The following is a 23000-nucleotide window of genomic DNA, read 5'->3' as shown; positions in this document are numbered from 1 at the left end:
CGCCTGGCAAAAAGCCGCAGCCGCCCTCAGGGCGCTGCGGCTTTTTCATTCAGGCCACTTTCGGGATTCAGGCTTGTCTGAGATGCCAGCCAGGCTTGTGCGCCAGGCGGATGCCCTGCCCCGCCACGGCCTGCAGTTGCGCGGGCGTGACGCGCTCAGGCGCGATCTCGGCCAGCGGCACGAGCACGAAGGCGCGCTCGTGCATGCGCGGGTGCGGCACGCTCAGGCGCGGCAGCGCGATGCGCTCGTCGTCCCACAGTTCGATGTCCAGGTCCAGCGTGCGCGGTGCGTTGCGGTAGGGACGCTCACGGCCGGCCGCCAGCTCGATGGCCTGCAGCGCATCGAGCAGCGCCAGCGGCTGCAGCGTGGTGTGCACGGCGGCCACGGCGTTCAGGTAGTCCGGACCGCTGGAGTCGACGGGCGCCGTGCTGTAGAGGGAGGACACGGCCACAAGGCGCGTGCCCGGCAGCCCGCCAATGGCCTGCAGCGCCTGGGCCAGCGCCTGGCCCCGGTCGCCCAGATTGGCGCCCAGGCCAATGGCGACCCAGTGCCCCGGCTCAGTCATCCCCGCCCACGGCGCCATCACCACCGCCCTGTGGCTTGCGGCGACGGCGGCGGCGCTTCTTGGGCGCTGACCCTTCCTCACCCTCCACCTGGGGCAAGGAGGCGGCAGGTGCGTCGGCCTGCTGCGCTTCACCAGCGCCGGCGTCCTCGCGCGCAGGGCGGGCCTTGGCCACGCGGTGCACCTTGGGCTCGGCGCTGCGCTGGCGGGCGCGCTGCTCGTCGCGGGCCTGGGCGATCAGGTCGTCGCGGCGCGCGTCGTCGGCGTTCTGGAATTCCTGCCACCAGCTGGCCAGGCTTTCATCGACCTCGCCGATGTCGGCGCGCAGGCGCATGAAGTCGAAGCCCGCGCGAAAGCGCGGCTGGGCCACCAGGCTGAACGGCGTGGCGCCGGTGCGCTTGTCAAAGCGCGGCTGCATGACCCAGATCTCGCGCATGTCGGCAGCCAGCTTGCCGCGGCCCGAGACATCGCCGATGCGCTGGTCGAACACTTCGTCGATGGATTCCTGCAGCGCGGGGAAGGGGTGCTGGCGCTGGTTCAGGCGGCGCTCCCAGCCGGTCTTGACGTCATGCCACAGCACGCAGGCCAGCAGGAAGCTGGGGGCCACGGGCTTGCCTTCCTCGACACGGCGGTCGGTGTCGGTCAGCGCGGCGCGCACAAAGGGCTGCTCCGCGCGCTCGACCACGACATCCAGCAGCGAGTAGATGCCGCGTGCCAGGCCCAGGCCGCGCAACTGCTCCACCGAGGCCAGCGCGTGGCCGGTCTGCAGCAGCTTGAGCATTTCATCGAACAGGCGGCTTTGCGGCACATCGGCCAGCAGCGGCTCGCACTCCACCAGGGGCTTGGCGGTCTTGGGCTCGATCTTGAAGCCCTTGCCCGCCAGCTTGGCCGCGAAGCGCACGGCGCGGATGATGCGCACCGGGTCCTCGCGGTAGCGCGTGGCCGGGTCGCCGATCATGCGCAGCATGCGCTTCTTGGCGTCGTCGATGCCCTTGTGATAGTCCACCACGATCTGCGTGCGCGGGTCGTAGTACATGGCGTTGATGGTGAAGTCGCGGCGCGTGGCGTCCTGGTCCTGCGGGCCCCAGACGTTGTCGCGCAGCACGCGGCCGCTGGCGTCCACCGCATGGTGCATGCCGGCGAGCTGGGCCTTGCTGGTGCGCTCGTTGCCGCTCACGGCCTCGGCCGCGCTGTTGTCCAGGAAGGCGCGGAAGGTGGAGACTTCGATGACCTCGTTCTCGCGCCCGCGGCCATAGACCACGTGCACGATGCGAAAGCGCTTGCCGATGATGAAGGCGCGGCGGAACAGGCCCTTGACCTGCTCGGGCGTGGCATTGGTGGCCACGTCGAAGTCCTTGGGGCGCAGGCCCAGCAGCAGGTCGCGCACGGCGCCGCCGACGATGTAGGCCTCGTAGCCCGCGTCCTGCAGCGTCTCGACCACGTCGATGGCACGCCGGTCCACCAGGTTGGGATCGATGCCGTGCACCTGCACGGGCACTTCCTGGCGCTTGCCGAAGGGGGACTTGCGGGCGCGGGGGGCAGCCGAGGTCTTGCCCAGCAGCTTGTCGATGATGTTCTTGATCATGGTGCTTCGCCAAACAGGTCCAGAATGCGCCAGCCACGTTCCTGGGCCAGGGCGCGCAGCCGTGCGTCGGGGTTGGTGGCCACGGGGTGGTCCACGCGTTCGAGCAGGGGCACGTCGTTCCAGGAGTCGCTGTAGAAGAAGCTCTCCACGCCGCCCCAGTCCAGGCCACGCGCATCCAGCCACTGCTGCATACGCTGGACCTTGCCGTCGCGCATGCTGGGCGTTCCACGGATCTCGCCCGTGAACCAGCCCTGGGCGTCGCGCTCCAGCTCCACGGCAATCAGCTCCTGCACGCCCAGTGCGGCGGCAATGGGGCGCGTCACGAACTCGTTGGTGGCCGTGACGATGATGATCTGGTCGCCCGCCTGCTGGTGCGTGCGCAGCAGCTCCAGTGCCTGGGGACGGATCGCGGGGGTGATCACCTCGCGCATGAAGCGCTCATGCGCCTCGTCGGCCTGTTGCGCGCCACGGCCGCAGAAGGCCTCGGTGGCAAAGCGCACATAGTCGTGCACGTCGAGCGTGCCGGCCTGGTAGTGCGCGAAGAACTCGGCGTTGCGGCGGCCGAACTCGGCCGGATCGGTCCAGCCGATGCGCGTCGTGAACTCGCCCCATTCGTAGTCCGAATCGAGCGGCAGCAGCGTATGGTCCAGGTCGAACAACGCCAGCCGGGGCCGGAGTTGCTTCTGATCAGAGGTCATGCATATCCTAAAAAAATGGGTCCCGCGCTGCCCTTGCAACGCAGGCTCCGCCGGCTCCCGCAGTCCCTGCCCACACGAGAATGTGGGCTCATTCGGTTTCCAGCATCGTCTTGAGCAACGGAATGGTGATGGCGCGCTTGTTGCGAAGCGCAAAGCCGTCGAGCATGTCGAGCAGCTGCATCAGGCTGCCCAGGTCGCGTGAGAAGCGCTTGAGCATGTAGTCCATCACATCGTCGCCCAGAAAAACGCCACGGGCATCGGCCTCCTGGCGCAGCACCGCGCGGCGCGCGGTTTCATCGAGCAGTTGCAGCTGGAACACATGGCCCCAGCCCAGCCGCGTGCGCAGATCCTCGCGCAGCTTGAGGTCGGCCGGCGGCAGGGGGCCGGCTCCCAGCACCCAGCGCGGCGAGCCCGTGGCCGGGCTCGTCGCATTCACGAACCAGTTGAAGGCCCGCGCCTGCTGCAGCGGAGTGTAGATGTCCACGTCGTCCATCAGCACCGCCGCCCAGCGCTCGTCGAACGGCGGCGGGAACAGGGTGGATGCATCCATCCAGCCCACCATGGCGCCCTGCTCGCGCAGCGCCTCGCGCACGGCCTTGAGCAGGTGGGTCTTGCCCGAGCCCGACTCGCCCCAAAGATAGGTGGGCACCGGCGTGCGGGCGGTCTGCATGCGGCCGTCGCCCACCCAGTGGCGCAGATGATCGATCACTGCGGCATTGGGACCGACGAAAAAGCGCGACAGCGTCGGACTCGACGCCATGCTGATATCCAGAGCCAGCTGCTTCATCTGCGACATACGCGCAGCGCCCCCTTTCCTGTGTCCAGGCGGGTCCATGCGGCAAAAGCAGGCAGAGGAATCGGCAACGGCATTGGGTTGAGAGCAAAGACAGGCCCGCCTCGGCGCAGCGCTGCGGCAAGGCGGACAACGCCCGGGAGCTCCCGGGCGGACGAGGGATTTTAGTCTGCGCGGCGCCCGGCACGGCGGCAGCCGGCCCGCATGTGCAACGAAAGCCCCCTCGAAGCCCACTGGCGCGCGCGCCTGCCGGCGGCCGGCGCCGTAGAATCCCGGGGTTCCAGCCCGGCATCGGGCCTACCGCACCGTACCCATCCATGAGCTCTTCTGCCCCCTCCTCTACCCCGATTTCCTACAAAGACGCCGGCGTCGACATCGTCGCTGGCGATGCGCTGGTCGAGCGCATCAAGCCGCTGGCCAAGAAGACCATGCGCGAAGGCGTGATGGCCGGCATCGGAGGCTTCGGCGCGCTGTTCGAGGTGCCCAAGCGCTACAAGGAACCCGTGCTGGTCTCGGGCACCGATGGCGTGGGCACCAAGCTCAAGCTGGCCTTCGAGTGGAACATGCACGACACCGTGGGCATCGACCTGGTGGCCATGAGCGTCAACGACGTGCTGGTCCAGGGCGCCGAGCCCCTGTTCTTCCTCGACTATTTCGCCTGCGGCAAGCTGGACGTGGACACGGCCGCTGCCGTGGTCGGCGGCATTGCACGCGGCTGCGAGCTGTCGGGCTGCGCACTGATCGGCGGCGAAACCGCCGAAATGCCTGGCATGTACCCGGCCGGTGAATACGACCTGGCGGGCTTTGCCGTGGGCGCAGTCGAAAAATCCAAGATCCTCACGGGCCAGAGCGTGGCCGCAGGCGACGTGGTGCTGGGACTGGCCTCGGCCGGCGTGCACTCCAATGGCTTCTCCCTGGTGCGCAAGTGCATCGAGCGCGCCGAAGCCCAGGGCAGCCTGCCCGAATCGCTGGACGGCAAGCCGTTCAAGCAGGCCATCATGGAACCCACGCGCCTGTACGTGAAGAACGTGCTGGCCGCACTGGAGCAGCACCCCATCAAGGCGCTGGCCCACATCACCGGCGGCGGCCTGCTGGAGAACATCCCCCGCGTGCTGCCCGAGGGCCTGGCCGCCCACCTGGATGCCGGCAGCTGGCCCCAGACCGAGCTGTTCGCCTGGCTGCAGAAGACGGCGGGCATCGACGCCGTGGAAATGAACCGCACCTTCAACAACGGCATCGGCATGGTCGTTGTCGTGCCTGCAGAGGCTGCCGAAGCCACGGCCGCCACGCTCAAGCAGCTGGGCGAGACGGTCTACACCATCGGACGCATCGCCGCACGCGGCGAGGGCGAGCCTGTCGAGGTCCGCTGACCACGGGCCCGCAGCGCATGACCCAGCACCTGCCCTCGCCCATCATCTCCCCGCAGCCCGCGCCCACGCGCGGCGTGACGCTTTCCAGCTATGTGCTGATGGCAGGCGCCCTGCTGCTGATCATGTGGCAGGGCCTGTTGCCGGGCATGCTCTGTGTCTGCGTGGGCTTTCTGGTCACGCGCGCCCTTGCCGGGCTGCTGGCACGGGCCCAGCCCAAGGCCCGGCGCGGCTCGCTGCCGCGCTGGACCCAATTGGTGGCAGCCACCATCGTCATTCTTGCGCCGCTGGCCCTGCTGAGCGGCGCGCTCTCGCATACACGCACCTACATCACCGACGCGCCGCAGCAGTACCGCGAGCTGCTCGACTATCTGGCCCACACGGTGCTGGAGCTGCGTGACAAGCTGCCCGCCGACATGGCCGACCAGTTGCCGGACGGCGCGCAGGAAATCCAGCACCTGCTGGCCAGCTACCTGGCAGCCAAGGCCGGTGCCCTGGCCCATGCGGGCCGCGCCTGGCTTACCGGCCTGCTGTACGCCTATGTGGGCCTGATCATCGGCGCGCTGGCCGCCGTGCGCCCCATCACCACGCGCCGCCCGCCCCTGGTGGCTGCGCTGCGCGAACGCATCCGGCTCATGGGGCTGGCCTTCCGCCAGATCGTGGCGGCGCAGTTCTGGATTGCGGCCTTCAATACCTTCCTGACGGCCATCTTCCTTCTGGGCGTGCTGCCGCACTGGAACCTGACCCTGCCCTACACGCCAGCCCTGATCACGCTGACATTCATCGCGGGCCTGGTGCCCATCGTGGGCAACCTGCTGTGCAATGCGGTGATCACCATCGTGGGGCTGTCGGTCTCCCCGGTGGCCGCCGCGGCCTGCCTGGGCTTTCTGATCCTGATCCACAAGGCCGAGTACGTGATCAACGCCAAGGTGGTGGGCCAGCGCACGCACATGGGCGTGTGGGAGCTGCTGGCCGTGATGTTCGTGGCCGAGTCGGTGTTCGGCCCCGCAGGCCTGGTGGCGGCGCCGCTGTTCTACGCCTATCTCAAGAAAGAGCTGGAAGCCGTCCGGCTGGTCTGAGCAGCGCTCCGACCCTGGGGGTTGCCGCCGCTACAGCCCCCTGAGCCGCCGGATCACCTCGCGCACGGCCACGGCCTGCGCGCCCTGCTGGGAATGCAGGAAGCGCTCCAGGTCTTCGAGCGCGCGCTCGGTCACTCCCCATTGCGCATAGGCCAGCCCCCGGTCCCGGAAGATTTCCGGCACGTCGGGCCGCAGCACGGCCAGCCGGTTGAGCACGGCCACCAGCAGCGGCCAGTCGCGCCGCGCATGGTGGATCTCCTGCAGATTGCGCAGCATGCGCTCCAGGATGTCGCGCGGCGATGCGCCCTGCAGGTACATGCCCAGCGGAGCCGCCTCCTCGGCGGACAGGCCGGCGTTCTGCCAGAAGGGCTCCAGCCGCTCGGCCAGGCTGTTGGCCGAGAAGGATTCACCGCTCAGCGGGTCCATCACCACCTGCCCCTGGGGCAGGCGCAGCTTGACCAGGAAATGCCCGGGAAAGCTCACGCCCTGTGCCGGCAGATCGATGGCCGCAGCCAGCTCCAGCCAGATCAGCGCCAGACTGATGGGAATGCCGCGCCGCGTCTGCAGCACGTGGTGGATGTAGCTGTTGGACGGGTCGTAGTAATCGTTGAGATTGCCGCCAAAGCCCAGCTCGCCATAGAAGAACTGGTTGAGCACGCGCAGGCGCTGCAGGGAATCGGTTTCGCCGGCCAGGCGCTGGAGCAGGCGCACCTGCAGCCGGTCCAGCTCGGCGCTGGCCGCCTGCAGGTCGAGATCGGGCACGGCATCCTGGGCGATGCTGATTGCCGCCTCCATCAACGGCAGGTGGTCATCGCTTTGCACCAGCGCTGCAAAGTATTGCAGGGCCGTTGGCGTGTCTTCGTAACTCCAGCTCATGATGCTTTGTATATTGCAGCGCCCAAGCCTGCAATTATGCGGGTTTGGGCGATGCCTCTCAGCGCCGCAGCAGTGCGCGCAGCTTGAACCCCGCCGCCCACAGCGCACCGAAGTACAGCAGCACCGAGGCAGCCATCAGCGCGGCGAGCAGGCCCACACGCTGCCAGCCGTTGGCGCGCAGCGCGATCCAGTCGAAATGCTGGCTGCCCCAGGTCAGCAGCACGGCCAGCAGGCTGCTGGCCGCGACCACCTGCAAGCCCAGCCGGCCCCAGCCCGGCTTGGGACGGTAGACGCCCCGGCGCAGCAGACCCCAAAGCAGCCAGCCCGCATTGACCAGGGCCGCCAGGCCGATGGACAGCGCCAGGCCGGTATGCGCCATGAAGGGCACCAGGACCAGGTTGAGCAGTTGGGTGATGACCAGCACCACGATGGCGATCTTGACGGGCGTGCGGATGTCCTGGCTGGCGTAGTAGCCCGGCGCCAGCACCTTGATGGCCACCAGGCCCACCAGGCCTGCGCCGTAGCCGACCAGCGCCAGGGCGATCTGGCCCACGTCGCTGTCCTGCAGCGCACCGCGGTGGAACAGCGTGGCCACCAGCGGCTCGGCAAAAGTGAGCAGGCCCACGGCGCACGGCACGGACAGCAGCACCACCAGGCGCAGCCCCCAGTCCAGCATGGCCGAGTAGCGCTCCGAGTCGTCGGCCGCCTTGGCAGCGGCCAGCTGGGGGGTGAGCACCACGCCCAGCGCCACGCCCAGCAGCGCCGTCGGAAACTCCATGAGCCGGTCGGCATAGAACAGCCAGGTCACGCTGCCCGGTTGCAGATAGGAGGCGATCTGGGTGTTGATCATCAGCGAGACCTGGGCCACGCCCACGCCCAGCAGGGCCGGCGCCATCAGCTTGAGGATGCGGCGCACGCCGGCCTCGGCCCAGGCTTCGCGCAGCGCAGCTGGCGAAAAGCCGATGCGCGGCAGCAGGCCCAGGCGCGCCAGCGCAGGCAGTTGCACCGCCAGCTGCAGCACGCCGCCCAGCATCACGCCACCGGCCATGGCATAGATGGGCTCGATGCCACGCGCCTGCAGCCAGGGCGCGCCCCAGAAGGCGGCGGCGATCATGGCCAGGTTCAGCAGCACCGGCGTGGCGGCCGAGACGGCAAAGCGCCGCCAGGTATTGAGCACGCCGGCCGACAGCGCCACCAGCGACATGAAGCCGATGTAGGGGAACATCCAGCGTGTCATCAGCACGGCGGCGTCATAGCCCTCGGGCGACTGGCGCAGGCCGCTGGCCAGCAGCCAGACCAGCAGCGGCGCGCCGACCACGCCCAGCACGCAGGTCACCAGCAGCACCCAGAACAGCAGCGTGGCCACGTGCGAGATCAGCGTGCGCGTGGCCTCGTCCCCCTCCTTGGCCTTGCTGGCGGCCAGCACCGGCACGAAGGCCTGGCTGAAGGCCCCCTCGGCGAACAGCCGCCGAAAGAGATTGGGAATCCTGAAGGCGACATTGAACGCATCGGTCAGCGCATTGGCTCCGAACATGGAGGCCATGAGCAGATCGCGCACCAGCCCGGTGATACGGGAGGCCAGCGTCAGCAGGGAAACGGTGGAGGCGGCTTTGAACAGTGACACCGTGGGGAGTGTATGCGCTGGCATGCCCCGCCGGCCGGCGCTCCAGGCGGGCCTGGCCGCTCTTGCACTCCGTTGCAACAGGCCGGCCCGTGCGGCCTGGGCCCTCAAGGCCCTGTCCGGGCTGCGTGCTATAATCCCGCGCTTCGCCGACAACATCCTCAGACACTAGGAATACATATCATGGCATCCAAGCCCGCAAAGAAGAACCCCCGTCTCGCCTCCGGCCGCAAGCGCGTCCGCCAGGACACCAAGCTCAACGCAGCCAACACCTCGCTGCGTTCCAAGTACCGCACCGCCGTCAAGAAGGTCGAAAAGGCCGTTCTGACTGGCGACAAGGCCAAGGCAACCGAACTGTTTGCCGCAGCCCAATCCGTTCTGGACACGATCGCCGACAAGGGCATCTTCCACAAGAACAAGGCCGCTCGCGACAAGAGCCGCCTGTCCGCCAAGGTCAAGGCCCTGGCCGCCGCCTAATCCAATTAGGCAACCGCACGGATGGCTCCGGCCATCTGCCGTTTGTAACGGGTGCGCTGTCAGCGAACGAGAAAACCGCCTTCGGGCGGTTTTTTTGTGCCTGAACGATGCTCCTGCATCCACAGGATCCACCAAAAAAGCCCCACCCTCCGGAGCCCAGGCGAAAAAAAACGCACCCCAGGCGCGCTTCACATCGAACGGGAACGACCCGCAAAAAAAGAAGCCGGCCTCAGCGGGCCGGCTCGTCCGGTATCAGGCAGGCCTCGGCAACCTGCAGGTTGTTGTCCTTGGCGAAGTTCAGGCAGAAATCCCAGGCCATGGGCTCGTAGTCGCGCAGGTCGCGGTGCACGACCACGCACTTGACGCCATTGAGCGTTGTGGGAACACACCAGGGCGAGTAGCTCAGGTGGCTGCCGCGCTGGGCACCACCGGGGCGAAACTGGCTCATGACGCCTGCCAGCCGCTCAGCCCAGTCGCTGGGCCGGAAAGTCTTGCCTTCGTGGGTGATGCCCTGGATGAACAGTTCTTTGCTGGAGGGAGAGACCATCAGGATGCACGCCAAAATACGACTTGCGCAACAAGGAACAAAACAGGCGACCTGCCAAGGGGCACGGCGCCCTGCCACGTCCTGTTTGCGCAAGTCCTTCAAAAAAGTCAGAGCCCACAGGCAGGATCGCTGCCAGCAGGCCAAGCCGGCATTTTATCTCTTATATAAGAGCTGAGGCCTTGTTGCAGCGCACTACCCAAGTGTGGCGTAGGTTCATTGCATGGCTGTGATGCGCAAACCGCAACGGTAGGCCATCGCGCGGCCCCTAGAATCGGGCTTCGCTGTTTTTCAGGCATCTGCGGCGGCAACGCCCGGATGCCGTTTACTTTCCAGCTCAGGAGATTTTTGCAATGACCGCTTTCATTGAGGCTGCCTCGCCCCACGTGATGAACACCTATGGCCGCGTACCGATCGCTCTGGAGCGAGGCCAGGGCTGCCGCGTGTGGGACGTCAACGGCAAGCAGTACCTCGATGCGCTGGGCGGCATTGCAGTGAACACGCTGGGCCATAACCACCCCAAGCTGGTGCCTGCGCTGCAGGACCAGGTGGCCAAGCTCATCCACACCTCCAACTACTACCACGTGCCCGGCCAGGAAACGCTGGCCAAGCTGCTGACCGAGCGCTCGAAGATGACCAATGTCTTCTTCTGCAGCACGGGCCTGGAGGCCAACGAGGCCGCCATCAAGATCGCTCGCAAGTACGGCGTGGACAAGGGCATCGCCAAGCCGGTGATCGTGGTCTACGAGCATGCCTTCCACGGCCGCTCCATCGCCACCATGACGGCCACGGGCAACCCCAAGGTGCGCGACGGCTTCGGCCCCCTGCTCGACGGCTTCCTGCGCGTGCCGGTGAACGACTACGAGGCGCTGCAGCAGGCCACGGCCGGCAACCCCGACGTGGTGGCCGTGATGATGGAGCCCATCCAGGGCGAAGGCGGCCTGCACCCCATGCGCATCGAGTACATGCAGCAGGTGCGCGCACTGTGCGATGCCAACGGCTGGCTGATGATGTTCGACGAAGTCCAGGCTGGCATGGGCCGCACGGGCAAGTGGTTCGCCCACCAGTGGGCCGGCATCATCCCCGACGTGATGACCCTGGCCAAGGGCCTGGGCTCGGGCGTGCCCATCGGCGCCGTCGTGGCCCATGGCAAGGCGGCCACGGTGCTGCAGCCGGGCAACCATGGCTCCACCTTCGGCGGCAATCCGCTGGCCATGCGCGCGGGCATCGAAACCATCCGCATCATGGAAGAGGACGGCCTGCTGGCCCACACCACCAAGGTGGGCGACCACCTGAAGGCCACGCTGCAAAAGGAACTGGCCGACGTCAAGGGCGTGGTCGATGTGCGCGGCCAGGGCCTGATCATCGGCATAGAGCTGAACAAGCCCTGCGGCGCCCTGCTGGGCCGTGGCGCCGAAGCCGGCCTGCTGTTCAGCGTGACCGCCGACACCGTGGTGCGCCTGGTGCCGCCGCTGATCATGACCGAGGCCGAAGCCGACGAAGTGGTCGCCAAGCTCAAGCCCCTGATCGTGCAATTCCTGTCCGAATGAGTACCTGCCTATGACTGCCATCAAGCACTATCTGCAGTTTTCCGACTTCACGGCCGACGAGTACGCCTATGTGCTCGAACGCGCGGCCCTGATCAAGAAGAAGTTCAAGGGCTACGAAAAGCACCACACGCTCAGCGACCGCACGCTGGCCATGATCTTCGAGAAGGCCAGCACGCGCACCCGCGTGAGCTTCGAGGCGGGCATGTACCAGCTCGGCGGCTCGGTGGTCCACCTGACCACGGGCGACAGCCAGCTGGGCCGCGCCGAGCCCATCGAGGACAGCGCACGCGTCATCAGCCGCATGACCGACCTGGTGATGATCCGCACCTATGGCCAGGACAAGATCGTGCGCTTTGCCGAATACTCGCGCGTTCCCGTCATCAACGGCCTGACCAACGAGTTCCACCCCTGCCAGATCCTGGCCGACATCTTCACCTTCATCGAGCACCGCGGCTCGATCCAGGGCAAGACCGTCGCCTGGGTCGGCGACGGCAACAACATGGCCAACACCTGGCTACAGGCGGCCGACCTGCTGGGCTTCACCGTCCACGTCAGCACGCCGGGCGGCTACGAGGTGGACGAGAAGCTGGCCTTTGGCGGCAAGACCCCGCGCGAGGGCTGCTACAAGGTCTTCAAGGACCCGCTGGACGCCTGCAAGGGCGCCGACCTGGTGACCACCGACGTGTGGACCAGCATGGGCTACGAGGCCGAGAACGAAGCCCGCAAGAAGGCCTTTGCCGACTGGTGCGTGGACGCCGAAATGATGGCCGCAGCACGTGGCGATGCCCTGTTCATGCACTGCCTGCCCGCCCACCGCGGCGAAGAAGTGGAGGCCGAGGTCATCGACGGGCCGCAGTCCGTGGTCTGGGATGAGGCGGAGAACCGGATGCATGTGCAGAAGGCTCTGATGGAATACCTGCTGCTGGGCCGCCAGCCGAACTGACAACGCAGTCCGCTCAAAAAAGAATGCCTGCAGGCTTTGCGCCTGCAGGCATTCTTTTTTCCCGGTGGAAGTTCGGGCCGTGGCCTTACGGTCCCCGCTTGTCCGGTGCGCAGCTGTCCCCGCCGCAGGCACTGCAGCCGCCACAGCCGCCCGCATCCTTGGGCGCCAGAGCCGGATGCATCTGCCCGGCCTTCTGGCGCCAGCGCGCGGGCAGATAGCGCCAGACCAGGGACATGCCGGCCAGGGCCACGATCAAACCCACGATGATGTTCTGCCACATGGTGCTTGTTCCTTTCAGCCCGCGCCCAGCGCGACGGCTACACGATAGGTGATGAAGCTGGCCAGATAGGCCAGCGCGAACAGATAGCCGGTCATCAGCAGCGGATAGCGCCAGCCGTTGGTCTCGCGCCGCACGGCGGCCAGCGTGGAGATGCACTGGGGCGCGAACACGAACCAGGCCAGCAGCGACAGCGCCGTGGCCATAGACCAGGTGTGGGCGATCAGCGGCCCCAGTTGCTCGGCCATGGCCTCGTCGCTGGCGGCGGACAGGGCATAGACCGTGCCCATGGCGCTGACGGCCACCTCGCGCGCGGCCATGCCGGGCACCAGGGCGATGGCGATCTGCCAGTTGAAGCCGATCGGCGCCAGCACCACCTCCAGCCAGCCGCCGATGCGGCCTGCAAAGCTGTAGCGGATGGCCGCCTCGGTGACGCCATCGGGCGGCGCCGGGTAGCTGGCCAGGAACCACAGCACGATGCTCACGGTCAGGATGATGCCGCCCACGCGGCGCAGGAAGATCATGGCGCGCTCGTACAGGCCCAGGGCCAGGCTGCGCGGGCTGGGCCAGCGGTAGGAGGGCAGCTCCATCAGCAGCGGCGTGGGTCCGGCGCTGCGGCCGGCCAACTTGGCCACGCCGGCCACGGCCATGGCGCTGACGATGCCGGCCACGTACAGCGCGAACAGCACCAGGCCCTGCAGGTTGAAGATGCCGCCCACCGTGCGCTCGGGAATGAAGGCGCTGATCAGCAGCGCATAGACCGGCAGGCGCGCCGAGCAGGTCATCAGCGGCGCGATCATGATGGTCACCAGGCGGTCGCGCCAGCTGGTAATGGAGCGCGTGGCCATGATGCCGGGCACGGCGCAGGCGAAGCTGGACAGCAGCGGAATGAAGGAGCGGCCCGACAGGCCGACCTTGCCCATGATGCGGTCCAGCATGAAGGCGGCGCGCGGCAGGTAGCCCGAATCCTCGAGGGCAAGGATGAACAGGAACAGGATCAGGATCTGCGGCAGGAAGACCAGCACGGCGCCGGTGCCCGCGATCACGCCATCGGCCAGCAGGCTGCGCAGCGCGCCTTCGGGCATGTGCTCGTTGACCAGGGCCGAGACGGCCGAGACGCCGCCTTCGATGCCGTCCATCAGCGGCTGTGCCCAGCTGAACACGGCCTGGAACATCAGGAACAGCGTGGCTGCCAGCAGCAGCATGCCCCACAGCGGGTGCAGCACCACGGCGTCGATGCGGTCGTCGCGCCGGGTGTCCACCACGGGCTCCTTGACGCAGTCGGCCATGATGCGGGCCACCTGCTGGTGCAGGGCCAGCACCTGCTCGCGCGCATCGCCCGGGCGGGCCGGGGCCTGCAGCTGCGGCGCCGCCAGGGCGCGGGCTTCGGGGCCGTCCAGCCATTGCAGCAGTTCGCGCGCGCCGTCCTGGCGCACGCCCACGGTGGACAGCACGGGCATGCCCAGGGCGCGTGACAGCGCCTCGCGGTCGATATCGATGCCCTGGCGCCTGGCCATGTCGCTCATGTTGAGCACCAGCAGCATGGGCAGGCCCAGGCGCTGGGCTTCCAGCACCAGGCGCAGGTTCAGGCGCAGATGGGTGGCGTCGGTGACGCAGACCAGCAGTTCGGGAGGCGCCTCGCGCGCGTGGCGGCCCGAGACGATGTCGCGCGTGATGCGTTCGTCCTCGCTGTGGGCGTGCAGGCTGTAGGTGCCCGGCAGGTCCAGCACGCGCACACGCCGGCCGCTGGCCGTGCTCAGCCAGCCTTCCTTGCGCTCCACGGTCACGCCCGCGTAGTTGGCCACCTTCTGGCGCGCGCCAGTCAGCAGGTTGAACAGAGCCGTCTTGCCGCAGTTGGGATTGCCGAGCAAGGCCAGGCGCAGTGCGGAATCACCACCGCCGCCACCACCCTGGGCAGGCTGCAGCGGCTGGATGAGCTTGGGAGAGGACGACGCGCTCATGCCACCGCCTCCGGCGCCACGCGCACCAGGGCCGCCTCATGGCGGCGCAGTGCGAACGTGGCCTGGCCCACGCGCACGGCCAGCGGGTCGTCGCCCGGAAAGCCTGCGGCCAGGATGCGAACGGGCTCGCCCGGCAGGAAACCGATTTCCATGAGGCGCAGCAGCAGTTCCTGCTCGGCCGTGTCGCGCGCCGCATGGAGTTCGACCACGCGCGCCGGAACCTGGCGCGGCAGCGCATCCAGGGTGATGGCCGCAGCGGTGGCCGGGCTTGGAGAGCTGGGAGGCGCGGACAGTGCGGACGGAGCCGTGGCGTCCGTCCCGGGATTCATCGAATGCATGGCGTGTTGTATCAACTGATTTTTATTCTCATTTTGATTTTGATCGAATCCCCGTGGGAAGCCCGCGCATGGTATCGGAGTAAGAGGCAGGGTCTTGCCAAATGGCCGTCATGGTTTTTGGCCGGTTCCAGGCGCCCCGCACGCGTGCGCGCGACAATCGCGCTCCCACGATCCGCACCTGCACCTGCTTGCCCACGCCATGACCCATCCTTGCCTGAGCTGCGGCGCCTGCTGCGCGTCGTTCCGCGTGGACTTTTCCGTGCATGAGTCGCAGGAGCATGGCGGCCGCGTGCCGGCCGGGCTGATCGAGGAAGTCACCGACTACACCTGCCGCATGCGCGGCACGGACTGGTCGCGCCCGCGCTGCGCAGCGCTGGTGGGCAAGGTGGGCGAGAAGGCCCATTGCGGCATCTACGAGTGGCGGCCCTCGCCTTGCCGCGAATTTGCGGCCGGCAGCGATGCCTGCAACCGCGTGCGCGTGCGCCATGGCATGCAGGCGCTGGACAGCGGCCTGCTGTAGCAACCAGCCAGGCGCTGCCGGCCGCCAACAGCCGCCACCACCAGCCGTTATTCCACGGGCAGCCCCGCCAACTGCCCCTTGAACTCCTGCAGCGAGAAATGCGTGTGCACCTGGCGCACGCCGGGCAGCCGGTGCAGGCGGGTGAGCAGCAGGTCCGAATAGGCATCGAGATCGCGCGCCACGACGACCAGCAGGAAGTCCTCCGGCCCCGAGATGCCGTGGAACATCACGACCTCGGGAATGGCGCAGACCGCTTCCTGGAAGTGGCGCGATGACTCCTCGTTCTGATGGTCTATGCCCACCATCACGAAGGCCAGCACGCCAAAGCCGATGGCGCGCCGGCTCAGCGCGGCGTGGTAGCCGGTGATCACGCCCTCATCCTCCAGCCGCTTGATGCGCCGCCACGACGGCGATTGCGACAAGTGCACGCGTTGCGCCAATTCGCCCGAGGTCAGCCGCGCGTTGTCCTGCAAGGCGCGGATCAGCAGCCGGTCCGTTCTGTCGATCTCGATTGACATAAACCACCTATGAATTCATGTTTCACAGAATAACTTATCCAAGATCAAGCGCATTTAGGGATAACTACTAAACGCCCTGCGAAGGCCGTAACTAGCATCCGCCTCCGAAGCCCCCCACAGCAACGGAGACAACAACCCATGCCAGCCTTCGAAGACATCGTCCAGCGCGAAGCCGGACTCCAACAGCAGCTGTCAGCCGGACAGATGACCATGATCGCCATCGGCGGTGCCGTCGGCACCGGCCTGTTCCTGGGCAGCGGCTTTGCCATCGGCTTCGCCGGGCCCAGCGTGCTGATCAGCTATGCCATCGGCGCGGTGATCTCGCTGCTGCTGATGGGTTGCCTGGCCGAGATGACGGTGGCCCACCCGACCTCGGGCTCGTTCGGCGCCTATGCCGAGCACTACATCGCCCCCTGGGCCGGCTTCGTGGTGCGCTATGCCTACTGGGCCTGCGTGGTGCTGGCCGTGGGCACCGAGGTGACGGCCGTGGGCCTGTACATGGGCTACTGGTTCCCCGAGGTGCCGCGCTGGGCCTGGGTGGTGATCTTCTCGGGCGCGCTGATCGGCGTGAACATGATGAGCGTCAAGGCCTTCGGCGCCGTGGAGTACAGCTTCTCCATGATCAAGATCATCGCCATCGTGGCCTTCATCGTGGTGGGCGCCTGGGTAGTGTTCGGCACCCGGCCGGCCGGCGTGGGCTTTGCCAACTACGTCAACAACGGCGGCTTCTTCCCCAACGGCCTGTGGGGCACCTGGGTGGGCGTGATCATCGCCATCTTCAGCTACCTGAGCATCGAGATGATCGCCGTGGCCGCCGGCGAGGCCAAGGACCCGCAGCGTGCCGTCACCAGCGCCTTCCGCTCCACCATGGTGCGACTGGTGGTGTTCTACCTGGCCACGATCGCGCTGATGCTGGCCATCGTGCCGTGGTCGGCCGCCGGCAAGGACGGCAGCCCCTTCGTCAAGGTGATGGAGATCATCGGCCTGCCCGGCGCGGCCAGCGTGGTCAATTTCGTGGTGCTGGTGGCCGCCCTGTCGGCCATGAACAGCCAGCTGTACATCACCACGCGCATGATGTTCAGCCTCTCGCGCGCCGGCCATGCGCCCGCCGTGCTGGGCCGCGTGAATTCGCGCGGCGTGCCGCTGCCCGCGCTGCTGCTGTCCTGCCTGGGCATTGCCGTGGCCACGCTGTTCAACATCGTCAACCCCGAGCAGTCCTTCATGCTGATGATGGCCGTGGCCATGTTCGGCGCCATGTTCACGTGGTTCATGATTTTCGTGACCCACCTGTTCTTCCGCATCCACTGGGTGCGCCAGGGCAACAAGCCGCTGGCCTTCCGCATGTGGGGCTTCCCGGTGCTGACGCTTCTGGGCGCGGCTCTGATGCTGGCCGCCCTGGTGTCCACGCTGTTCACCGACGTGTTCCGCCTGACCGTGCTCACCGGCCTGCCCTTCCTGCTGCTGCTGGGCGCCATCTACGCCATCTGGTACCGCAAGCCGGCCGGCCAGCCCGCCCCTCAGCCCCAAACCTCAGCCCAAGCCCAAGCGCAAGCCCAGGTTCCCGCCCGGTGACATCCGGCCTCCCGTTTTTCTCCCTCCCTTAGAAACATGACGACTCTTGCCCCCCTCGATACCGCCCGCGCCTCGATGTTCAGCCACGTCCCGCCCTACCCCGGAGATCCCATCCTGTCGCTGATGGAAGCCTTTCAGCAGGACCCGCGCACCGACAAGGTCAGCCTGAGCATCGGCCTGTATTTCGACGAGGCCGGCCGCCTGCCCGTGCTGGACTCCGTGCGACAGGCTGGCGATGCCCTGGCCCGCGAGCAAAGCCCCAGCGGCTACCTGCCCATCGAAGGCATTGCTCCCTACCGCCAGCTGGTGCAGAGCCTGGTGTTCGGCGCTGAGCACGAGGCCGTGCGCGCGCAGCGCATCGCCACCGTGCAGACCCTGGGCGGCTCGGGCGCGCTCAAGCTGGGCGCGGACTTCATCAAGCACTATTTCCCCGACGCCGAGGTCTGGCTCAGCGATCCCACCTGGGACAACCATCTGGCCATCTTCCAGGGCGCGGGCCTGCGCACCCACAGCTACCCCTACTACGACGCGGCCACGGGCAGCCTGCGCTTCGACGCCATGCTGCAGACACTGCGCGAACTGCCCTCGGGCAGCGTGGTGCTGCTGCATGCCAGCTGCCACAACCCCACGGGCGTGGACCTGTCGCGCGAGCAGTGGCAGCAACTCATCCCGGTGATCGTGGAGCGCGGCCTGATCCCCTTCGTGGACATGGCCTACCAGGGCTTTGGCGATGGGCTCGATGAAGACGCCTGGTCCGTGCGCGCCCTGGCCGATGCGGGCGCCCAGGCCTTCGTGGCCAACTCGTTTTCCAAGAATTTCTCGCTGTATGGCGAACGCGTGGGCGGCCTCAGCGTGGTCTGCAGCGACGCGGCCACGGCCGGCAATGTGCTGGGCCAGCTCAAGGCCACGGTGCGCAGCAACTATTCCTCGCCCCCCACCCGTGGCGCGCGCCTGGTGCAGCAGGTGCTGGCGTCGCCCGAGCTGAGCGCCCAATGGGCACAGGAGCTGGCGCAGATGCGCGGCCGCATCAAGGACATGCGCGCCCAGCTGCACGGCGCGCTGCATGAACGCTTTGGCGGGCGGCGCGACTTCGGCTTCCTGCTGACCCAGCGCGGCATGTTCAGCTACACCGGCATCAGCGAGCCCCAGGTCCACCGCCTGCGCGACGAGCACGGCGTGTACCTGATCCGCTCGGGCCGCATGTGCATGTCGGGCCTGTCCGGCGCCAACGTGCAGTACGTGGCCGACGCCATTGCCACGGTGCTGGAGGCACCGCAATGAGCGGCTGCCCCATCCATGGCGGCCTGACCGAGCGCATCGTCGCCGAGGAAAAGGCGCAGCTGGATTTCAGCCAGTCCATGAGCTATGGCGACTACCTGCAGCTGGACGCCATCCTCGGCGCCCAGCAACTGCTGTCGCCCACGCATGACGAGCTGCTGTTCATCATCCAGCACCAGACCAGCGAGCTGTGGATGAAACTGATGCTGCACGAGCTGGGCGCGGCCACGGCCGCCGTGGCGGCCGACCGCCACGCAGATGCCTTCAAGATGCTGGCCCGCGTGAGCCGCATCATGGAGCAGCTGGTGGGCGCCTGGTCCGTGCTGGCCACCATGACGCCTACCGAGTACACGGCCATGCGCCCGTATCTCGCCAGCTCCAGCGGCTTCCAGAGCTACCAGTACCGCTGCATCGAGTTCGCGCTGGGCAACAAGAACGCCGCCATGCTCCAGCCCCATGCTCACCGGCCCGACCTGCTGGCCCGGGTGGATGCCGCATGGCGCGCACCTTCCCTGTACGACGAGGCCCTGCGCCTGCTGGCACGCCAGGGCCTGGCCATTCCTGCCTGGCACCTGGAACGCGACTGGACCCAGCCCTACACGGCCAGCCCCGAGGTCGAGGCCGCCTGGGCCCAGGTCTACCGCGACCCGCAGTCGCACTGGGACCTGTACCAGCTCGGCGAAAAGCTGGCCGACATCGAGGACGCCTTCCGCCTGTGGCGCTTTCGCCATGTGACCACGGTGGAGCGCGTCATCGGCTTCAAGCGCGGCACGGGCGGCACCGGCGGCGTCAGCTACCTGCGCAAGATGCTGGACGTGGTGCTGTTCCCCGAAATCTGGTCCGTGAGAACGAAACTGTGACCCCTGAGCGGCTTTGCCGCTTCCCCCGCTCTCGCTGCGCGGGCGCGGGACGACACCATCGCTGCGGGACGGCCCTTGCTCGGCGTCCGCCGATGGGCCGCGCCCAGTTTCCGACGCAAGAACACCATGCCTTCGCATGTAGTCAAAACACAAGGAAATCCATGAAGCAAATCATCGACGTGGGACTGCCGCCGCTCAAGCAGCCCTTCTCCTGGGCCGTCAAGGCCAGCGGCCAGATGCTGTTCACGGCCCACGGCCCCGTGCGGCCCGACGGCAGCATCGACACCGGCCCCATCGAACAGCAGGCGCGCCTGACCTTCACCAACCTGCGCAACGCGCTGCAGGCCGCAGGCGGCACGCTGGCGCATGTGACCCAAGTGCTGATCTACATGACCGACGTGGCCGACATGCAGGCCATCGACGCCGTGTACCGCGAGTTCTTCGAGGCGCCCTATCCCAACCGCTCCAGCATGGGGATTTCGGCGCTGGTGGTGCCGGGGATGAAGCTGGAGATCGTGGCCTACGCCATGCTCCCCTAGAGGATGTGACGGACATGCCGGCGCCCCGCAATTGCGTTCAATACAGGGGCGGCGTGCGGGACGAGACTGCGGGCCTTGTGCAGTCCTGCGTCCGCGCGAAATCTCATGTCCTCCTCGCTGCTCGCCATGGGCGTCTTCACCCTCGTGGGCGCCATCACGCCCGGCCCCGTCAATGTGCTGGCCCTGCGCCACGGCGCAGCGCGCTCGCGCCTGGTCTCTGCCGCCTATGTGCTGGGCGCCAGCGCCAGCTATGCGGCCGTGGTCTGGGTCATGGGCCAAGGAGCACAGTGGTTGCTGCAGACGCTGCCGCAGCTGTCCACGGCCGCACAGTGGCTGTGCGCCGCCTATCTGCTGTGGCTGGCCTGGCGGCTGGCCAACGCACCTGTGGGCCAGGCCGGTGCGCAGCAGCAGGCCGGATCGCAGCGCCCGCTGCAGGCCCTGCTGCAAGCGCTGTTGCAGGGCACGGCCGTGCAGACGCTCAACCCCAAGGCCTGGCTGGTGGCGCTGGCCGGCGTGGGCCTGTTCGTGCTGCCCCACGCGAATGCGCCGTGGGCGCTGCTGCAGTTTTGCGCCATTTCGCTGCTGGCCTGCCTGGTGGGGGTCGGCAGCTGGGCGCTGCTGGGGCAGCTGCTTTCGGGCTGGCTGCGCACCGAACGCCGCCAGCGACTGTTCCACCGCCTGCTGGCCCTGCTGCTGGTCGCCAGCGTGGCGGCCATGCTGGCATGATGGCTGGCCGCCATGACTTCAACCTCCCCCCACCGATTCCACCGCCATCCGGCCGCCCCCTGGGCCGAGCTGCGCGACAGCGCGCGCTCGCCGCATTGCTTTCGGCTGCACATGCATGCCGAGTACTCGATCGGCATCGTGGACGCGGGCCGCACCGTGTTCCACCATGCCCACGGCCCGCAGCCTGTGGAGGCGGGCGGCGTGGTGCTGATCGAGCCCGGCGCCTGGCATGCCTGCAATCCCGACCCCGGCGCGCCGTGGTCCTACCGCATGCTGTTTGTCGATGCCGACTGGCTGCACGCGCGGCTGGGCGTGGCCGCGCTGCGCTTTCCCCGGCGCACGCTCACGGATGCGGACATCGCCAGCCTGGTGGATGGCCTGTGCCGCCCCGTCGATGGCACGGCGGCCGCCGACCGCCTGGCCCTGGGCCTGGAGCACCTGCTGGACCGCTGTGCCCAGCCCGCAGCCTTGCCCCTGCCCGGCGATGCGGCGGCCCTGGCCCCCGCACTGCAGCGCCTGCATGCAGGACCCGATGCGGGCCTGACCGTGCAGTCCCTGGCCCAGGAATGCGGCATGAGCGCCACGCGCTTCATCCGCCGCTTCAAGGCGGCCACGGGCATGACGCCCGGCAGCTACCGCCTGAACCTGCGCATCAACGGCGCACGCCGCCTGCTGGCCACGGGCGCAGCGCTGTCCGATGCAGCCTATGCCATGGGCTTTGCCGACCAGGCGCACCTGCAGCGCGCCTTCAAGGCACACCATGCGCTGACGCCGGGCTGCTACGCACGCGGCGCCTAGGCCAGTACCTAAGCCGGCCGCATCTGGGCCGGACCCTCCCATGGTTTTGCAGCAGCCAGCCCGGGGCTGGCGGTGAAAGCGCAGATACTTACGCCTTCCGCTTTCAGCCCCCACCTGCCGCGCACCATGGCCGCCTTCCAAGACATTCAGCAACGAGAAACCGGCCTGCGCCAGCAGCTGTCCGCCGCCCAGATGGTGATGATCGCCATTGGCGGCGCCATCGGCACCGGCCTGTTCATGGGCAGCGCCTTCGCCATCGGCTTCGCCGGGCCCAGCGTGCTGGTCAGCTATGCCATCGGCGCGCTGATCTCGCTGCTGCTCATGGGCTGCCTGGCCGAGATGACGGTGGCCCACCCGACCTCGGGCTCATTCGGCGCCTATGCCGAGCACTACATCAGCCCGCTGGCCGGCTTCATGGTCCGCTATGCCTACTGGGCCGCCGTGGTGCTGGCCGTGGGCATGGAGGTGACGGCCATCGGCATCTACATGGGCTACTGGTTCCCGGACGTGCCGCGCTGGATCTGGGTGCTGGTGTTCTCGGGCGCGCTGGTGGCCGTCAACGCCAGCAGCGTCAAGGCCTTCGGCCAGGTGGAGTACGGCTTTTCCATGGTCAAGATCATCGCCATCGTGGCCTTCATCCTGATCGGCGCCTGGGTGGTGTTCGGCTCGCAGCCCCAGGGCATCGGCTTTTTCAACTACACGGCCGATGGCGGCTTCTTCCCCAAGGGCCTGTGGGGCACCTGGGTGGCCGTGATCATCGCCATCTTCAGCTACCTGAGCCTGGAGGCCGTGGCCGTGGCGGCCGGCGAGGCCGAGGACCCCAGGCGCGCCATCACCCGGGCCTTTCGCACCACCATGGCGCGCCTGGTGATCTTCTACCTGGCCACGATCGCGCTGATGCTGGCCATCGTGCCCTGGCAGCAGGCCGGCACAGACAAGAGCCCCTTCGTGAAGGTGATGGAGATCATCGGCATCCCGGGCGCTGCCAGCATCATCAACTTCGTGGTGCTGGTGGCCGCGCTGTCGGCCATGAACAGCCAGCTGTATGTGACCTCGCGCATGATGTTCAGCCTGTCGCGCGGCGGCTATGCGCCCTCGGTGTTCGGGCGGTTGAACAGCCGGGGCGTGCCCGTGGCGGCGATTGCCATCTCCTGCCTGGGCATTGCCGTGGCCGTGGCCGTGAACCTGTGGAAGCCCGAGGGCTCGCTGCTGTGGATGATGTCCGTGTCCATGTTCGGCGCCATGTTCACCTGGTTCATGATCTTCGTGACCCATCTGTTCTTCCGCGCGCGCTGGTCGCGCGAGCATCCGGGCCAGCGCCTGCAGTTCCGCATGTGGGGCTTTCCGCTGTTCACGCTGGCCGGCGCCGCGCTGATGCTGGGCGTGATCGTCACCACCTATTTCACCGAGGTCTTCCACATGACGCTGCTCACGGGCCTGCCCTTCCTGGGCCTGCTGGCCCTGGTGTATGCGCTGTGGTACCGGCCCCGCGCACAAGCGCGCAAGAAGGACTGAAGC

24 protein-coding genes are annotated in these 23000 nt (G+C 67.6%); 13 read left to right on the top strand and 11 right to left on the bottom strand.

Going from position 1 to position 23000, the window contains the following annotated elements; all coding sequences use genetic code 11:
- Positions 1–67 precede the first annotated feature (67 nt).
- The 4 genes from folK to hda all read right to left on the bottom strand — a co-directional run bounded on the left by folK (position 68) and on the right by hda (position 3632).
- On the bottom strand, positions 68–583 hold the full coding sequence (gene folK / locus LGR64_RS19445; RefSeq protein ID WP_097205341.1) for a 2-amino-4-hydroxy-6-hydroxymethyldihydropteridine diphosphokinase: 516 nt from the start codon (positions 581–583) through the stop codon (positions 68–70).
- Positions 558–2147: a polynucleotide adenylyltransferase PcnB gene (gene pcnB / locus LGR64_RS19440; RefSeq protein ID WP_141829500.1), complete on the bottom strand. Its 1590-nt coding sequence runs from the start codon at positions 2145–2147 to the stop codon at positions 558–560. Before pcnB ends, folK begins: the two co-directional genes overlap by 26 nt.
- Complete coding sequence (locus LGR64_RS19435; protein WP_013803657.1) at positions 2144–2845, bottom strand: HAD family hydrolase; 702 nt, start codon at positions 2843–2845, stop codon at positions 2144–2146. Before LGR64_RS19435 ends, pcnB begins: the two co-directional genes overlap by 4 nt.
- 88 nt (positions 2846–2933) lie before the next feature.
- A complete protein-coding gene (gene hda, locus LGR64_RS19430; protein WP_026062235.1) occupies positions 2934–3632 on the bottom strand; it encodes a DnaA regulatory inactivator Hda in 699 nt (232 codons plus the stop codon).
- Positions 3633–3955: 323 nt separating this feature from the next.
- Here hda and purM point away from each other — a divergent pair, with 323 nt between their 5' ends.
- Positions 3956–5008 carry a phosphoribosylformylglycinamidine cyclo-ligase gene (gene purM / locus LGR64_RS19425; protein ID WP_012204108.1) on the top strand — a complete coding sequence of 351 codons (1053 nt, stop codon included), beginning with the start codon at positions 3956–3958 and terminating at the stop codon, positions 5006–5008.
- Positions 5009–5025: 17 nt separating this feature from the next.
- A complete protein-coding gene (locus LGR64_RS19420) occupies positions 5026–6084 on the top strand; it encodes an AI-2E family transporter (RefSeq protein ID WP_012204107.1) in 1059 nt (352 codons plus the stop codon).
- 30 nt (positions 6085–6114) lie between these two features.
- On the opposite strand, the gene LGR64_RS19415 is transcribed toward LGR64_RS19420, so the two are convergent.
- Positions 6115–6960 (bottom strand): SirB1 family protein, encoded by an 846-nt coding sequence (locus tag LGR64_RS19415; protein ID WP_141829502.1) that lies wholly within the window; start codon positions 6958–6960, stop codon positions 6115–6117.
- A 58-nt stretch (positions 6961–7018) separates the two neighbouring features.
- A complete protein-coding gene (murJ, locus tag LGR64_RS19410) occupies positions 7019–8584 on the bottom strand; it encodes a murein biosynthesis integral membrane protein MurJ (RefSeq protein WP_141829504.1) in 1566 nt (521 codons plus the stop codon).
- Positions 8585–8764: 180 nt separating this feature from the next.
- Between murJ and rpsT the strand changes: the two genes are divergently transcribed.
- A complete protein-coding gene (gene rpsT / locus LGR64_RS19405; protein ID WP_012204104.1) occupies positions 8765–9058 on the top strand; it encodes a 30S ribosomal protein S20 in 294 nt (97 codons plus the stop codon).
- Between the two features lie 229 nt (positions 9059–9287).
- On the opposite strand, the gene LGR64_RS19400 is transcribed toward rpsT, so the two are convergent.
- Positions 9288–9605, bottom strand: a complete 318-nt coding sequence (locus LGR64_RS19400) for a DUF3579 domain-containing protein (RefSeq protein WP_012204103.1) — start codon at positions 9603–9605, stop codon at positions 9288–9290.
- A gap of 350 nt (positions 9606–9955) precedes the next feature.
- Here LGR64_RS19400 and LGR64_RS19395 point away from each other — a divergent pair, with 350 nt between their 5' ends.
- Positions 9956–11152, top strand: a complete 1197-nt coding sequence (locus LGR64_RS19395) for an aspartate aminotransferase family protein (RefSeq protein WP_141829506.1) — start codon at positions 9956–9958, stop codon at positions 11150–11152.
- 10 nt (positions 11153–11162) lie between these two features.
- Complete coding sequence (gene argF, locus LGR64_RS19390) at positions 11163–12095, top strand: ornithine carbamoyltransferase (protein WP_012204101.1); 933 nt, start codon at positions 11163–11165, stop codon at positions 12093–12095.
- Between the two features lie 85 nt (positions 12096–12180).
- On the opposite strand, the gene LGR64_RS19385 is transcribed toward argF, so the two are convergent.
- From LGR64_RS19385 to LGR64_RS19375, 3 genes are read right to left on the bottom strand one after another with little or no spacing between them, the layout of a single operon-like run.
- Positions 12181–12375, bottom strand: coding sequence for a hypothetical protein (locus LGR64_RS19385; RefSeq protein ID WP_012204100.1), 195 nt, complete (start codon positions 12373–12375; stop codon positions 12181–12183).
- A gap of 14 nt (positions 12376–12389) precedes the next feature.
- Entirely contained in the window at positions 12390–14333 is a 1944-nt protein-coding gene (feoB, locus tag LGR64_RS19380; RefSeq protein ID WP_141829509.1) for a ferrous iron transporter B, read from the bottom strand.
- Positions 14330–14671, bottom strand: coding sequence for a FeoA family protein (locus tag LGR64_RS19375; RefSeq protein WP_043824050.1), 342 nt, complete (start codon positions 14669–14671; stop codon positions 14330–14332). Before LGR64_RS19375 ends, feoB begins: the two co-directional genes overlap by 4 nt.
- A gap of 199 nt (positions 14672–14870) precedes the next feature.
- Between LGR64_RS19375 and LGR64_RS19370 the strand changes: the two genes are divergently transcribed.
- Positions 14871–15191: a YkgJ family cysteine cluster protein gene (locus LGR64_RS19370; RefSeq protein WP_034391185.1), complete on the top strand. Its 321-nt coding sequence runs from the start codon at positions 14871–14873 to the stop codon at positions 15189–15191.
- A 47-nt stretch (positions 15192–15238) separates the two neighbouring features.
- Here LGR64_RS19370 and LGR64_RS19365 read toward each other — a convergent pair whose 3' ends face one another.
- Positions 15239–15709 carry an Lrp/AsnC family transcriptional regulator gene (locus LGR64_RS19365; RefSeq protein ID WP_012204096.1) on the bottom strand — a complete coding sequence of 157 codons (471 nt, stop codon included), beginning with the start codon at positions 15707–15709 and terminating at the stop codon, positions 15239–15241.
- Between the two features lie 138 nt (positions 15710–15847).
- Between LGR64_RS19365 and LGR64_RS19360 the strand changes: the two genes are divergently transcribed.
- From LGR64_RS19360 to LGR64_RS19330, 7 genes are all read left to right on the top strand, one after another.
- On the top strand, positions 15848–17281 hold the full coding sequence (locus tag LGR64_RS19360; protein ID WP_141829511.1) for an amino acid permease: 1434 nt from the start codon (positions 15848–15850) through the stop codon (positions 17279–17281).
- Positions 17282–17356: 75 nt separating this feature from the next.
- Entirely contained in the window at positions 17357–18562 is a 1206-nt protein-coding gene (locus tag LGR64_RS19355; protein WP_185750903.1) for an amino acid aminotransferase, read from the top strand.
- Positions 18559–19419, top strand: coding sequence for a tryptophan 2,3-dioxygenase (gene kynA, locus LGR64_RS19350; RefSeq protein ID WP_141829515.1), 861 nt, complete (start codon positions 18559–18561; stop codon positions 19417–19419). The genes LGR64_RS19355 and kynA overlap by 4 nt, the downstream gene beginning before the upstream one ends.
- 161 nt (positions 19420–19580) lie before the next feature.
- Complete coding sequence (locus LGR64_RS19345) at positions 19581–19958, top strand: RidA family protein (RefSeq protein WP_141829517.1); 378 nt, start codon at positions 19581–19583, stop codon at positions 19956–19958.
- A gap of 105 nt (positions 19959–20063) precedes the next feature.
- Positions 20064–20684, top strand: coding sequence for a LysE family translocator (locus LGR64_RS19340; protein ID WP_013803669.1), 621 nt, complete (start codon positions 20064–20066; stop codon positions 20682–20684).
- A gap of 12 nt (positions 20685–20696) precedes the next feature.
- The gene (locus tag LGR64_RS19335; protein ID WP_065347800.1) at positions 20697–21482 is read left to right on the top strand and encodes a helix-turn-helix domain-containing protein; all 786 of its coding nucleotides are present in this window, start codon (positions 20697–20699) and stop codon (positions 21480–21482) included.
- Between the two features lie 126 nt (positions 21483–21608).
- Positions 21609–22997, top strand: coding sequence for an amino acid permease (locus tag LGR64_RS19330; protein WP_141829518.1), 1389 nt, complete (start codon positions 21609–21611; stop codon positions 22995–22997).
- Positions 22998–23000: the final 3 nt, after the last annotated feature.

It is taken from the genome of Delftia sp. Lp-1 (assembly GCF_020523835.1).
GTDB classification, from domain to species: Bacteria; Pseudomonadota; Gammaproteobacteria; order Burkholderiales; family Burkholderiaceae_C; genus Comamonas; species Comamonas acidovorans.
Note: the sequence above shows the minus strand (reverse complement) of the source record. Positions and strands in the feature narration are given on the sequence as shown.